This is a genomic window from Acidithiobacillus sulfurivorans (genome assembly GCF_018853815.1).
Taxonomy (GTDB): Bacteria; Pseudomonadota; Gammaproteobacteria; order Acidithiobacillales; family Acidithiobacillaceae; genus Acidithiobacillus; species Acidithiobacillus sulfurivorans.
This window is the reverse complement of the sequence record NZ_JAAOMP010000172.1, coordinates 1-13,366: the sequence shown is the minus strand read 5'-3', so window position 1 is coordinate 13,366 and position 13,366 is coordinate 1. Positions and strand designations below refer to the sequence as shown.

At 48.4% G+C, this 13,366-nt stretch carries 19 protein-coding genes; 9 read left to right on the top strand and 10 right to left on the bottom strand.

All coding sequences use genetic code 11. The features are described from left to right. Positions 1-433 precede the first annotated feature (433 nt). From HAP95_RS16340 to HAP95_RS16325, 4 genes are read left to right on the top strand one after another with little or no spacing between them, the layout of a single operon-like run. Entirely contained in the window at positions 434-862 is a 429-nt protein-coding gene (locus HAP95_RS16340) for a hypothetical protein (protein ID WP_215885192.1), read from the top strand. Continuing rightward, entirely contained in the window at positions 837-1,094 is a 258-nt protein-coding gene (locus HAP95_RS16335) for a nucleotidyl transferase AbiEii/AbiGii toxin family protein (RefSeq protein ID WP_215885191.1), read from the top strand. The genes HAP95_RS16340 and HAP95_RS16335 overlap by 26 nt, the downstream gene beginning before the upstream one ends. 45 nt (positions 1,095-1,139) lie before the next feature. After that, positions 1,140-1,490: a hypothetical protein gene (locus HAP95_RS16330; protein WP_215885190.1), complete on the top strand. Its 351-nt coding sequence runs from the start codon at positions 1,140-1,142 to the stop codon at positions 1,488-1,490. Then, positions 1,474-2,304 (top strand): nucleotidyl transferase AbiEii/AbiGii toxin family protein, encoded by an 831-nt coding sequence (locus HAP95_RS16325; protein ID WP_215885189.1) that lies wholly within the window; start codon positions 1,474-1,476, stop codon positions 2,302-2,304. The genes HAP95_RS16330 and HAP95_RS16325 overlap by 17 nt, the downstream gene beginning before the upstream one ends. A gap of 79 nt (positions 2,305-2,383) precedes the next feature. Here HAP95_RS16325 and HAP95_RS16320 read toward each other — a convergent pair whose 3' ends face one another. The 6 genes from HAP95_RS16320 to HAP95_RS16295 all read right to left on the bottom strand — a co-directional run bounded on the left by HAP95_RS16320 (position 2,384) and on the right by HAP95_RS16295 (position 6,174). Continuing rightward, positions 2,384-3,505, bottom strand: coding sequence for an MFS transporter (locus tag HAP95_RS16320; protein WP_215885188.1), 1,122 nt, complete (start codon positions 3,503-3,505; stop codon positions 2,384-2,386). A gap of 160 nt (positions 3,506-3,665) precedes the next feature. Next, on the bottom strand, positions 3,666-4,043 hold the full coding sequence (locus HAP95_RS16315) for a hypothetical protein (RefSeq protein ID WP_215885187.1): 378 nt from the start codon (positions 4,041-4,043) through the stop codon (positions 3,666-3,668). A gap of 416 nt (positions 4,044-4,459) precedes the next feature. Beyond that, on the bottom strand, positions 4,460-4,912 hold the full coding sequence (locus HAP95_RS16310; RefSeq protein ID WP_215885186.1) for a hypothetical protein: 453 nt from the start codon (positions 4,910-4,912) through the stop codon (positions 4,460-4,462). A gap of 422 nt (positions 4,913-5,334) precedes the next feature. Beyond that, positions 5,335-5,478 (bottom strand): hypothetical protein, encoded by a 144-nt coding sequence (locus HAP95_RS16305; protein ID WP_215885185.1) that lies wholly within the window; start codon positions 5,476-5,478, stop codon positions 5,335-5,337. Positions 5,479-5,531: 53 nt separating this feature from the next. Beyond that, on the bottom strand, positions 5,532-5,840 hold the full coding sequence (locus HAP95_RS16300) for a hypothetical protein (RefSeq protein ID WP_215885184.1): 309 nt from the start codon (positions 5,838-5,840) through the stop codon (positions 5,532-5,534). Continuing rightward, positions 5,824-6,174, bottom strand: coding sequence for a hypothetical protein (locus tag HAP95_RS16295; protein ID WP_215885183.1), 351 nt, complete (start codon positions 6,172-6,174; stop codon positions 5,824-5,826). The genes HAP95_RS16300 and HAP95_RS16295 overlap by 17 nt, the downstream gene beginning before the upstream one ends. A gap of 182 nt (positions 6,175-6,356) precedes the next feature. On the opposite strand from HAP95_RS16295, the gene HAP95_RS16290 reads away from it, so the two are divergent. Then, a complete protein-coding gene (locus HAP95_RS16290) occupies positions 6,357-7,286 on the top strand; it encodes a tyrosine-type recombinase/integrase (RefSeq protein ID WP_215885182.1) in 930 nt (309 codons plus the stop codon). 16 nt (positions 7,287-7,302) lie between these two features. Next, a complete protein-coding gene (locus tag HAP95_RS16285) occupies positions 7,303-7,518 on the top strand; it encodes a hypothetical protein (protein WP_215885181.1) in 216 nt (71 codons plus the stop codon). Between the two features lie 158 nt (positions 7,519-7,676). Here HAP95_RS16285 and HAP95_RS16280 read toward each other — a convergent pair whose 3' ends face one another. Together HAP95_RS16280 and HAP95_RS16275 are read right to left on the bottom strand one after the other, a co-directional pair. After that, positions 7,677-8,492 (bottom strand): NAD-dependent epimerase/dehydratase family protein, encoded by an 816-nt coding sequence (locus HAP95_RS16280; RefSeq protein ID WP_215885180.1) that lies wholly within the window; start codon positions 8,490-8,492, stop codon positions 7,677-7,679. Further along, on the bottom strand, positions 8,489-8,941 hold the full coding sequence (locus tag HAP95_RS16275; RefSeq protein WP_215885179.1) for a MarR family winged helix-turn-helix transcriptional regulator: 453 nt from the start codon (positions 8,939-8,941) through the stop codon (positions 8,489-8,491). Before HAP95_RS16275 ends, HAP95_RS16280 begins: the two co-directional genes overlap by 4 nt. 87 nt (positions 8,942-9,028) lie before the next feature. Here HAP95_RS16275 and HAP95_RS16270 point away from each other — a divergent pair, with 87 nt between their 5' ends. The 3 genes from HAP95_RS16270 (at position 9,029) to HAP95_RS16260 (ending at position 11,591) form a co-directional block, all read left to right on the top strand. Further along, positions 9,029-9,790: an SDR family oxidoreductase gene (locus tag HAP95_RS16270; protein WP_215885178.1), complete on the top strand. Its 762-nt coding sequence runs from the start codon at positions 9,029-9,031 to the stop codon at positions 9,788-9,790. Between the two features lie 96 nt (positions 9,791-9,886). Beyond that, positions 9,887-10,795, top strand: coding sequence for an alpha/beta hydrolase (locus tag HAP95_RS16265; RefSeq protein WP_215885177.1), 909 nt, complete (start codon positions 9,887-9,889; stop codon positions 10,793-10,795). Between the two features lie 184 nt (positions 10,796-10,979). Beyond that, positions 10,980-11,591 (top strand): IS256 family transposase, encoded by a 612-nt coding sequence (locus HAP95_RS16260; RefSeq protein ID WP_215885176.1) that lies wholly within the window; start codon positions 10,980-10,982, stop codon positions 11,589-11,591. A 214-nt stretch (positions 11,592-11,805) separates the two neighbouring features. Here the strand turns inward: HAP95_RS16260 and HAP95_RS16255 are convergent, their stop codons facing one another. Together HAP95_RS16255 and HAP95_RS16250 are read right to left on the bottom strand one after the other, a co-directional pair. Continuing rightward, positions 11,806-12,228 (bottom strand): DoxX family protein, encoded by a 423-nt coding sequence (locus HAP95_RS16255; protein ID WP_215885175.1) that lies wholly within the window; start codon positions 12,226-12,228, stop codon positions 11,806-11,808. Positions 12,229-12,473: 245 nt separating this feature from the next. Next, the gene (locus tag HAP95_RS16250; RefSeq protein WP_226832867.1) at positions 12,474-13,268 is read right to left on the bottom strand and encodes a DODA-type extradiol aromatic ring-opening family dioxygenase; all 795 of its coding nucleotides are present in this window, start codon (positions 13,266-13,268) and stop codon (positions 12,474-12,476) included. Positions 13,269-13,366: the final 98 nt, after the last annotated feature.

Sequence of the window (13,366 nt, the reverse complement as noted above, 5' to 3'; positions counted from 1 at the left end):
AAGGATCCATACAACGGTGTAGCCTGACCAGGTTGTTCGGCATCGCGGGGGTAACTACAAAAACATAACCCCGCGCGCCGTGATCAAATCAAAACCGCACGGACACGATATAAGCACAAAGTCTGGATACAACCTGGGTACAACAAATCGGTCGAAACAATGCAAAAAACGAGCGGATTTTTGTGGGTAGACATATTTAAGTGGCCATTTGCCCGAACATATTCCGGGAGCAGGCTGGCAGTATGGCCAACACCCCAGGCAAGCCAAGAAACTAAAAGTGTTGCTTTCATGAAAAGTAGTCACATTGCAAAGATGTACCTGGATTGACACAGCAAAAGAGACTGCATTGGTATAGATAGAAAGCTATCCTTCTGATTTTACAAGATAGCTCAACGGTGCAAAAATGTGTCCGTTAGATATAGGGGACCCTTCCATGAAAGCATCAAAGGTCAAACAGCGCATCCTGGACTACCTGTCTGCCCGTCCAGATGAAAATGCTTTTATTCGTTCGGAGTTCAACGCGCTCTCGCAATCCCGCTCTGGCGTGGATAAGGCGATCAGAGTGCTGGTGTCTGAGGGCGTGTTGGTGCGTGGAGGATACGGGGTATTGGTACGGGGTGAGTTTATTCCAGAAATACAGTCTGCAGCGCCCTTGGTTTGGCCGGAGATATTCGCGAAAGAGGCGCTGGTAAAACTCGGTATTGATCCTAAACCTAACAGTGCCGTGGTTGAATACAACTCCGGACGCACCACACAAGTTCCCGCGTGGTTGGCCTTCGATGTGGGCAATAGCCGTATTGTTCGCAAAATCGGCTTCGGGAAAAGACTGGTGAATTATGAACGAGAACGAAAAGTTGAGTAGAGGAGTGACAGACCAGTCTCTCGCGAACATAAATCTAGCCCGGAAGCTGGGATTACTCCCATTATCTCCAGACATTATCGAGAAAGGCATTCTGGTAGCTGACGCCATTCGTGCCATTTGCGCGGCTGGCAAGGCCCGGGATGCACAAATTATCTTTGGCGGCGGCACTTCCCTCTCCCAAGCACAACAGGTCATCCAGCGCATGTCCGAAGATGCCGATGATGGGGTTTGAAGTCCAACGGTACGAAAACATACAAGGAGCTTCTAAAAAAAGTATATGGATAATGATCTGAGAAACCGTTTTTATCGGTATAAACGGGATGCGCTGTACCCCCCTGCGCCCGCTGAACCGTATGTACCGCCACTGACCAAGCAGGAATGGCGGGATCGGTACCGTGTTCGCCTTGCCTGGTCGAATCCGAATGCAGATGATGCTGTGCTTTTACGAAAGGCGCTCATGAGTGAAAGCTGGACGATTATTCTATCGGCGGCACGGTTGTTTGGTGCCCAGTCAATAGAATCCGCATACATGGAGTACCTGTCTGAAGAATCGGACAATCTACCTCAGTTGAAACGATACTTTCTGGCAATGTTGATCGGGAGGGCAAAAAATGGACGTTTTGAATGATGACTCCCTACCAGAAAATATCCGTAAATTGTGGTCAATTCTATACGGCTCGGCAGCAAGTGAAAATTTATCCGGGTTTGTTCTTGTGGGTGGAACCGCGTTGTCGTTGAGAATAGGGCATCGAATCAGTGAAGATCTTGATTTTATATGGGCGCATGATGATTCTTTGCACGACGTAAAATTACCCAGGCAAAAAATTGACAAGGCTATTTTTTGCCTGAGAAATGAGTATGGATTTCACGCAGAGAAAATATCGCATCCAGCAGAAGAAGATGACTTCATCAATGACGGACTTGATCTGGATGATTTCCATCAAGATTACGTCATAAATGGAACAAAAGTAACTTTTTTTTATGCTAGTCCGGATGCCTCTGCAGTATTGAGCGGCATCCATTCAAGTCCTGAAGAGCCATTGCGCGTTGCGACCACTCAAGAGATTTTCTTTCTTAAAACAATGCTCATTATGGAAAGAACAAAATCCAGAGACTATTTTGATCTATATACGCTGCTAAAAAGCCACCATGCTGATCTGAATGAGGCCAAGTCCGTGATTATGGCATCATCGACTTACAATGCGTGGGATGTTTTTATGAAAAGGCTCTCCACTCTCCCGGTCATGAAGCATGATGAGGGATACCATCAGTTGATGAACAACGATGCGCAATGCCCATCTTTAGAAGACATGCGGGAGTTTTTCAAAGATCGAATAGATGCAATAAACCTAACAAGCGTGAACGAATCGTGTACTGATCCTGAGAGCCATCTAAGCAATGACCCAACACGAATCGCCAGGAAAAGCACTAATAAGCCATGATTTTTAGCCTTGTTCAAGATGAAAATATTTATTCGGGATGATACTTTATTGCCCGTCAACACGTGTCGATCTTGACGTTTTATCGAGGTACAAGACTATCTCTGCTTATGCAATGTAGATACATACCGTTTTCACCCGTTGTAAAACAGTAATATTTTGATATTATTTCATTTTTATTTGTAACTTTATTAATGTATGTGTACGGCATTTTCTCATAAAATATCTTCCCTTTCCATGAATTTTTCTGGGTGCCGCATGAAAAAAGTCTATAGTTTTTATGGGTTATTATGTGCATAGCCGTACATTTCGCATTCTTTGATTCTGTTCCTTTGTTTTTTACTTTTTTTGTTGCTAGTTTTATTGCTGATTGTAATTTTTTTGGTGTGGGTAAAATCCCGTGATTTAAGCTTATCAAAGTATTTTGCGGGATGTCACTCAATATTATTACAAATCCAATACAGAAAACAACAAACGTAACAAAAGGAATATTTAATTCTTTGCCTATCGCGGCATAAATGACGCCAGAAACAGTAAAAACATAAGAAAGTAAAAATAATAAAAAATATAATATATTATAGTCTGTTTTAGAATACCCTATAGAAGCAACTCTGGTGTAATTTAATAATATTAATAAACCAACAAGAACGCTTGCAAGAGCGATGGCAGCAAAAATAATCATATTGATAATATTTTTTATATTATCATAATCAGATTTGTTTTTGGATTCTTCATATTCCGATCCATCAAAATAATATACACATCTCCAAAAGAAAAAAACCATTCCAATTGCAAGAAGAAGCCATATTGAATTGTTAAGTAAAAAACATGATATTAAATATATTGCTGCTACAATAATAGATATAACTAGATGATGTTTTGGTGATATTTTTTTCAGGCTTTCATAAGATGTCATAATTGTCGCAAGGGAACCTAATAAAAATGGTAGAATGGAATAGATTATTAAGATTGCAAGGACAATAATTCCCATTGGCACAGCCAATCTACCAAAGAGGTATCCGGTTTGGTCTGTGGTTCCGGTAACCACAATTGACCAGTGTAGTGCTGTTGCAAAACCAATAAAAAGTCCCAAAGCCACGCTTATTAAGCTAATGACTGGAATTATAAGGTGTGTTTTTTTTAATATAGAAAAGAATTTTTTATAGTTCTTTTGTGTTTCAGTGGTGGATGTTTGGTTATTCATATTTTTCTCCGGAGTAATGTAGAATACAAATAAAGTTGGTAACTAATGATGGCGTATTGCAATAACCGCATTAAAATCAGTGAGGTAATGATGCATAAAAGTTGCCAACTTTATTTCGTTGTTACCATCTTTATTTGAATGCCACAACAGTCTGGTAACTTTAGTGAAAACTGATGGGCCTCTCTACCCTCTGAATGACTTTTAATGGCTCAACCAGAGATTCCACCGGGCCTAGCGTCTCGTTTTCCATGACGGGTGCCCCTTCACACTGGAAATAGAAAGCGTCTGGCTGATCGTTTTCAAACAAGAGGTGGACCACCTCTATTTTGTAAACATAGCCTTCAGGTGTCCTGACATAATCCCCTGCTTTGCAGGGCGCTATATCATCAACCAGTCTTGCGACGATCTCCTTGAGTTTATCGCCTTCGACCTGGGCATAAGACCGAAATAGATGATACATGGCAGTTTGTTTTTGAATCCGTTTTAAGGCTTCATCTTTGGATGATTCCATCGAAAATATCTCCTTATTGACGTTCATGGATAAAGTTCGTCGCATCACTGACGTTACGAATCAACTCGGAATCTTTTAACTCGTAGACTTACCACCAGCCTTGTATATCCATGCATTAGCCTTTGCAACAATATATTTATTGTTTGCGCTCTTAATGTCCAATGAAAAAACGATACCATTCACTTTTGTATCGGCCTTACCCGGAAGTATTGAGTTGATAAAATGACCATAGCTTTCATTGTTTCTAAGCACATCAAACTTCAGCCTTCCCTCGGGGAGAAAGCCCGCATAAATTAATGTATAGGTTGACCGATGATCGGTATGGTCAACCTTGAAAAGACAATTGCTATGGTACGAAGATACGGAAGCAACGCTATCTCTATTGAAGTAGATTGGCCCAGACACTAGACCCGTCTTATCACCAACTACAAAATGTGATCCACCTATGGCATGGAAGGTATGCGCCCACCAGTCGGAACCATATCTGTAATAATAATAAGGTATTGCATAATTTCCTGCCGCATATTGATTCGCTTTGTCATTGGATGGCAGGGCTGGAATAATGTAGTATCGGTGCCCTTTTTTGAAAGCGGTCCCCTGGGACAGATACGCCTGTCCGCCCCGGATATGTTTATGAATGAGTGACCATCCCTGCGCCATTCGATATAGCAATCGCTTGTTGATGTGAGTTTTGTATGGGCCTTTATAACGCTGATGGTGGCCATCACGTCCCCAGGATAGATTTCCTGTTTTCTAGTAATGGTTTTCCCGGCCTCATGGTAATAGGTACCCCTGGGGGTATAGTGCCCGGTATATTCCGTTCCATAATGAATTCCCACCATTGCACAGCCCGATAGAAAAGATGTTGCAGCTATTCCAGCTATTTTCTTTATCATAACAACTCCACAAAACAACGATTTGTCTTGAGTAGGATCAGCAGCCTGTTTAACTCCGGTTTCCCATATTACCCCACAACTTCCCGCGCATACTTTAGGAAATGTGCTTTCAGCACTATTCCCCTTGATCTTGCTGGCATCCTTCGGTCTGTTTTCTGATCGAAGTACACCATTTTCGGGTTCAGTGCTGTAATCACCACCTTACGGTCACGGCTCCGATCATCTGGGTACATCTTACTTTCCAGTATGTTACCAGTTACCCACTTTTAGTTGCACAGACGATTTCATATACGCTCCTTTGATGGATCTGAAGTCGAATGGAACGAAAACTACATAAAAGGAGATCGTCCAGTGTATTTGCTTATTCCGTATTAGTTTCTGAGCTGGCGATAGCCTTGATCCGGTTCAATCGTTTTTCGATCTCAACAAGCCTGCTGCAGTATTTCAATAGCAAGCTCACCCAACAAAGGATCGGTCGCACTGACCATCTCGCGTAAGTCTTGCACCAAGAGGTTTGCAGACTGGCTAGATTTTACTAATTTCTCTGCATCGTTGCTATTTATCATCTTCTTTTCCTTTCAATATCAAAAGCTGGATCGGTCATCGTATTCCGATTCTCTTAACTGTGGACGGGATGATATCCGTGCTGGTGTCTACGCCGGCAAATATCCCGGGACCAGGCCTCAGTATCCCAGGTCTTCTCCAGAGGGAGGCGCAAGATGCGCGAGGGGGGCCGCTGGCGACCACCCCAACTTATTTCAATGACCTCCTCATCGGGAAACAGGGTGGGCACGACCTGAATCAGATACCAGCGACCGTCGGTGGCGCGTTCCCAGGCACAGATTCCCCGCCGACGTTCCAATACTCCAGACAGGTGCTGCGCTGCCCTCTCCCAGGGTTGAGCTGTATCCTCAGCCGGGGTGTCCATGTTTCGTGTCCACCGGTTCTGCTGGGTCATGCGCGATCAGGGCGGGTTTTTTGTCGTGCAACAGAAAATCCGTGAATTTCGAGAGGTATCCGTCTGATTCGAGCCAGGCTGCTACATCTGCATAACTGGGGTACTTGTCCCCATTCAGCCCGAAATATGCCGCAACATGCTTTTTCAGGGAGAGCACGGCCAGTTCCATCAAAGCCGTGTCGCGCTCGCCTTTGTTGCGGTAAGCCCGATTTATCCCCAGCTGAACTTCCAGCAGATCCAGCTCGATTGCGGGATCACCGAAGAAATCTGCACAAACCCGTCTAGTTGGCCTTACAATCTGCATAGTGGTTCTCCATGGCAATAATACGATAATTCGATATTATGCCGGTTTTTTGTAAATGCAAACACAGATATAGAATAAGTGTTTTGTTTTTTGCGCTGTTCTTGGTAGCATTGAGACATTCTTAGATAGAATAAAGTATTATATTATCCGATCTACAGTCACAAAAAGCCCCTGGAGACCCGATGCTACCCGTGGATGCCCTCATCACCGACTTTGAAAAATGGCTGAAAAGTCCATTTTTTGAGATTCCCTACGCGCAGACCTCTATCAAGGGATATACGGTCAAAGCCCGCCAGTTTCTCCATCATGCTGAGGAAAGCGGAATCGAACAGATAGAGGCAGTTTCCTTGTCTTTTGTGAAAAACTGGATTATCCAGTCTAAAAACGGCATTGCACCGGTTTCCACACAGATGGTCCGATACTCTGCCCTCATGCTGTTTTTTGACTGGCTGCAAAAAACGCGGGACTTCCCCTTTAACCCGGCCAGAGTGCTCCGTGAGGAAAAAGTCCGGCAACGCGCTGAACGGGCCATCACGGGGGGCCAGGGAGGTCGCGGGGGGCGCGGCGGCGCCAAACCCCATCGTCTGCCTCCCGTTCTCGATCATGCGGAGATCGACCAGCTCCGCACCGAAGCCAAGCGGTTTGAAACCATTGCCGGCTATCGGGATGCGGCGCTGGTCGATTTTTTACTGTCCACGGGATTGCGTGCCCATGAAGCGGCCAGCTTCAGGCTCGATGCCCTGAACGGATATCTCTCCGGACGCCTGCGCGTCATCGGTAAAGGTAACAAGGAAAGATTGGTGCGCTTCCCTCCCCCGCCCGCCGATTCTCTGGAGCTTTGGCTCACCGCCAGGCGGAGGATTCAGTCTCCGGCGGATACCCTGTTTCTGACTGATCAGGGGAAGCCCTTAAGTGCTGCATTCATGTACCTGGTGATCCGGCGCCTCATTGAGCGCACCGCGATTCATAAGCCGCAGGTCGGACCCCATCTGTTGCGGCACACCGCCGCCAGTCTGTGGCTCGCGCAGGGCATGGATTTGCGCCAGGTACAGGCCAACATGGGGCATAGTAGTATAGTGGTGACCAGCCGATATCTGCATTTGCTGGAGTGAGGAGCGTATTTACCCGATGATTGCGGCGGCAAGTGTTAAACCTCTGTCAAACCTTCTTCAAAAGATGCAAAACCGTTTTTTTGGCGACCAGTCCGGTGCCAATCATGGCGTCGAGGAATGGTCCATCTTTTGGGCTTCCAGCTATGGATTTTGCGATAAACAAGTCTGTCGGGTGCGTACAGTGGCCAACAACCTGATGTGTATTGGTACTGACGAGAGGATAACAGCGTGAGATCCATCCCTCTGGGGGGCCGTCAAAATCAGTCTAGTAAGGCCAGCCCCCGGAATGGTTCACTCTCCAATTCCGCGGGCTCTTTCCATAACCGCAGTACCCTCAACAACAACTGGCCCAAATCAATCCATCCCGGCGTTGGCTGGGCTTATGACGCGTCAGAGCGTGTTTTCTCGCGCAGCCTGCCAAGTTGTCACTACTTCGGGCTTGAAGCCCAGACTTCGTGCCAGAGATACATCCAAAACGCCAGACCAAGGGCACGTAAGAGGTGTACTCGCAATATCCGTAGGTTTGCCTGCCAAAGCACTCAAATCAAATATGGTCATCGGTGCATCGTCCGCCGCATTCACGATGCGACCGTCAAGGATCCCACTGATTCCCATCTTCACGAATGTTGCAACATCACGATGATGAAGCATACTCAAGCGGTTGGCCGGATGAAGCTTTAAAAGTTGTGCGATCTGCGGAATCTGTTCAATATGTCCATCAGCGTCGCCATAAACGAAGCCAAAGCGCAATATCGCCCATTTCAAGCCACTATCTTGAAGAAGCTTTTCGGCTGCAACTTTGCTGGCGGGGTAGTCGCGTTCCGGAGCGACCGGGTCAGTTTCCAGTGCGGGTCTGGTACTTTTTTCATTATAAACCAGACCTGTGCTCGCCATAATGAATCGAGCATCGGGAGCGTGTTCTCTGACCGCAGCAATCAGATTGCGCGTGCCGTCTAAGTTAACGTTCCAGATCTGCTTCGTCTCCGCTGTACGCAGGATGGCGGCAAAGTGGATGATTGCCTCAATGCCTTTTACGGCGTTGACCAGTGAGGCAGGATCCAGGATGTCACCCTCAACTGCCGTTATGCCTGAGGGAGTAGTCTTACCCTCGCGTACAAGCGCACGACAGTCTACGCCGGCTTCCAGGAGACGGGGCAGCAGGCGGGTGCCAACCAGGCCGGTGCCACCGGTAACAAGAACGGTCATGATTTCTTATCCTTATTGAGAAGGTTGTTTAACCGGGCGGTACCGAGGCTGAGTACCTGCGTGACCGTTGCCAGATCGTGTTCACAGACGCCCGCGAAGGCCGTTTTCAGGATCAAGTCGATCGGATCTGGAAGCTTTGCCCAAAGGGCTTGCCCTGCCTGCGTTATCGAGAGCCGCTTCTGTCGCTGGTCTGCTGGATCGGTTGTCTGTTCAATAAGCTCCTTGCGTACAAGTGCCGAGACAACCCCGCTCAGAGTCGCCTTCTCGATCTGCAGTGGTTGCAGCAGATCTCGCTGCGCAAGCGACCCGTCATGAACAAGGTGCCAGAGTACATACCACTGCGTTGGTCCAAGATCGTAAGGCTGTAACGTCATGTCGATAACCGATCTGGCCGCCAAATGGAAATTCTTAGCCCACGCTCCAGCAGATTGATGATTGCCAGGCTTCAATTGGTAACTCTTCTATTTCGATAACAGAATAATTATAATTTGGTACCAAACTATGTCAAGATCATCACTAAACCAGGAGTATGTATCGTGCGAACAACTGACAACACCATCCTGATCACGGGCGGCGGCTCGGGCATCGGCCGTGCGCTCGCCGAAGCCTTTTACAAGCGTGACAACACGGTCATCATCACAGGCCGCAGCAAGGGGAAGCTTGACGCAGTAGTCGCCGGTCGGCCGAACATGCATGCTGCTGTTCTGGACGTGACCGATGCGGCGGCGATCTCGTCCTTTGCGCGACAGGTCGTAGTGACGTTCCCGCGTCTGAACGTGGTGATCAATAACGCCGGGATCATGCGCACGGAGAACCTATTGGCCCCCACCGTGGAAACCACCGACGCCCTCGAGACCGTGGCCACTAATCTGCTTGGTCCCATCCACCTCAATGCGGGTCTATTGCCCCACCTGCGATCCCAGCCGGAGGCTGCCATCCTGAACATTTCGTCTGGACTAGCGTTCATGCCCCGAGCGGACACACCCACTTACAGCGCGACCAAAGCGGCTATCCACTCTTACTCGCAATCGCTGAGGTTCCAGCTAAGAGATACCTCAGTACGAGTGCATGAACTCGTACCGCCTTACGTGCAAACCGAGCTGATGGGTGAAACGCAGGCCACCGATCCCACGGCTATGCCACTTACCGACTTCATCGAGGAGACCATGTCGATCCTGGATGCAGCCCCAGATGTTGACGAAGTCCTCGTGCAACGTGTGCTGCCCCTTCGGAACGCGGAGAAGGGTGACTACCCGAAGCTCTTTCGCAGTTTCAATGAACGCTTTGTTTCGTCCTGAGCGTACGTCATCGTGAGCGATATCGACCGTACGAGAAATATCATGCTGAAAAACACACGAGTAGACAAAATAATGCCCAACTTGCGGAGCTATGTCATGCAGCCAGGCGACGACATACGGCAACAGCTCCTTTTCCGACGCAACGCCTTGCTTAACGAATTGTACCCGCATGATCGCCGGCTCGCTTATGCCGCGATGGCGGCACAGACGCCGCTGGCGGATGGCGTCTTGATCGAGCCGGTTACGACCGAAGATGTCCGCGGTTGGTGGATTCGACCGCATCAGGCGCTTCCCAGGAGAGCTATCTTCTTCGTCCACGGTGGTGGCTATCACTTAGGCGACGCCAAAGCTTATATCGGCTTCGTTAGCCAGATCGCCGCTCTGACACGCTGCGCCGTCTTCAGCGTCGACTACGCGTTGGCGCCCCAACACCGCTTTCCCGCCGCCATCAACGATGTTCGGTCGGCACAGAGATGGTTTGCCACACAAAACGTAAGCGAGTACGCAGCAGTTGGCGATTCTGCCGGCGGCGGCCTTATCCTGGCCATGGCCGGCCGGGCCACATCTGCGGGGCCGAAGCTGACTTCGATCGTTGCATTCTCTCCCTGGACCGATCTGACCAATAGCGGCCCGTCTTTCCGTGACCCCTCCACCCGCGATCTGGTCTTCACGCAAGACGTCATCAATGGACTCGCGCACTCCTACCTCAATGGACACAACCCCCGCGATCCGGATGCCTCGCCGCTCTATGGCATCCCCGAGCGGCTGCCGCCAATCTACATCCAGGTAGGTAGCGACGAACTACTCCTCGATGACTCGACTCGCTATGCCCATCAGGCCGCTGCCAAGGGTGCGGGTGTCACCCTCGACATCTACGAGGGTATGCATCACGTCTTCCAGCGTGACGTCGGCGTCTTAGATACGGCTCGCGTGGCTCTTGAGCGTGCTGCCTCCTTCATCAGCGCCTCGTGGTCCGTCCTCCATGCAGGTGATCGTCTCGACTAACCGTCGCCGCCGTACACCAAGTGCAGGAAGCCGAGCGGCCTCAGGTGTCCTTGACGCGGATCATCCATATGCGCTGACTATAGCTTCGAGCCGCTATCCACGTGAAGACTCGTGATAATGGCGCCGTGCATGCGAAGGCCGTTTACCTTGCTCTGGGCATTAATTTAGCCGGCGAGAAGGAAATGTGCTGGGCCTGTGGATCGCCCAGACGGAGGGCGCCAAGTTCTGGCTGCAAGTTGGTCACCGAAATCAAGAACCGGGGGGTACAGGATATTTACATTACCTGTGTGGATGGGTAAAAGGTTTTCCTGAAGACATCGAAACGGTTTTTCCCAAATCGGCTGTGCGGCTGTGTATTGTGCATATGGTTCGCTATAGCCTGCACTACGTCAGCTGGAAATTACGCAAGGCAGTCGCTGCGGATTTGCGGGCCATCTACTCGGCGGCCACGGTCGCGGAAGCCGAGCTGGCTGCATTCGCAGAGAAATGGGGTGAGGCCTATCCGCCCATCGTGCAGTCCTGGCGGCGGAACTGGGCACACCTGATTCCCTTTTTCGACTATCCTCTAGAAATCCGCAAGGTGATTTATACCACTATCGCCATTGAGTCCGTCAACATGAACCTGCGCAAGATTACCAAGAATCGGGGTGCTTTCCCGAGTGATGACGTCTTATTGAAACTATTTTATTTGGCCCTGCAGGATATCAGCCAAAAGTGGACCATGCCAATCCGGGATTGGAAAGCCGCCCTAAACCGCTTTATCATCCAGTTCGATGATCGGATGCCACAACCTTAAATGAAAACGCCGTTTACACAAAATTCAGGACACCAATGGGTCGTGAAGCAATCACCTCCATACGAAGCCTATCGAAAACGGACCGATGGGGATATCTCCATTCGTTATCGGATTTACCCCCATCGTTGATCAGCCATTAGCGAAGTCCAGACACGTGGTCTGTGGTCTCCACTCATCCATCCCACTCAAAAGATCGAAGAGCGAAATATTTCCATCATAGCCCTAATTTATTATCTAACGAGTATTTCCCGGCTCCGGTAACATATAGAAGGAAACATCCACCAATGATGCTGATGTTTTTATAAAAATTGATTTTACCCTCGAAATGAGCCATTCCCGTCATGGTCCAGTAATGATGGCCGATCAATGCCGTTCCCAGAGTGTAAATAGCCAATAAAACGGCTAGTGGCCGGGTAAATATTCCAACAAGTATTGCTGAACAAACAAAAACTTCCATAAATATCGCAATGATCGTAGCAATTGGCGGCATCGGTGCCCCAACTTGCTGCATATAGGCAACTGTTCCGGAGTAGTCTGTCAACTTTCCCCATCCAAATATGAGAAACAGTAAAACCAGCAAAAACCGGGCTACCAAAATCACTTCTTCCTTCATTCTGTTAGAACCAAACGTTTTCATCACTATTCTCCTGGATCATATTGAGATTTTCAAATCGTACAGACGATGTGTATAAGACTAACCAATCCTCATTTATCACTCCTAATCCGCATGCAAATACTTAATCACGCCGATATCATCTGACTTCTGAGTCGAGGAAGCATCGATTCCGCGCAGCAGCTGACAACAGAAAAGTGGAAACATATTTTTCAATTTTGAAATTCCCTTTCATTTTAGTGAAGGTCATATTCAAGCTTGCGCTTTTCTTATTTACCGTACCCAAACTCATAAGTTGCCATTGGAACTTTCATTACATGGTCTACAAACATTGACCTTCCTTTATCCTCTCCCGCTGCGCCGGCAATAACCATGAGAGGAATCAAATGGTCTTCATGCGGATGAGCCAATCGTGCACCAGGTGCAGTTTCCCATTTCGCCAGCATGTCATTTCTTACCTCAGCATTATTTTGTTTAACCGCCTCACTGAGGTAGTTTTCAAATGCGTCAGCAATCGGAGTGGATTCATCACGACCAAACCCTCTCATGTTGTGGTAAGTCAAGCCACTGCCGATAATCAGGATACCCTCATCACGCAAAGGGGTAAGTGCCTGACCAACGCGAATATGCTCGTGCGGGTCGTAATTCGATTTCATCGATAGCATCACAACCGGTACATCTGCATTCGGATACATGAGTGTAATTGGGACAAATGTCCCATGATCAAAACCACGTCTGGCATCTTCCTTCGCCGCAATGCCAGCATTCGACAACAAAGCTAGCACGCGTGAAGCAAGCTTGAGCGAGCCTGGCGCGGGGTACTGGATGTGATAAGTGTGCTCCGGGAATCCGTAGTAGTCATAAACCATGGGCGGACGCTCGGCGGTTGAAACGGTAAAATCTTTTTCTTCCCAATGACCGGTTATCACTAATATTGCTTCCGGTTTCGCGGGCAGACGTCCAGGCAATGCGATGAATTCCTGTTCTGTCTTGGCGAACTGTTGCCGCATGTCGTCGACATACGGCCATGGCCCGCCACCATGCGAAAGGAAATAGACTGGCATTCTGTTCATCTATATGTTAAACAGCGTGCAAAAGTTGCCAGAATTGGGTGGAAAACAGCGTTTAAATTGACCACCTGATAACCTGCCGGATTTGCCGG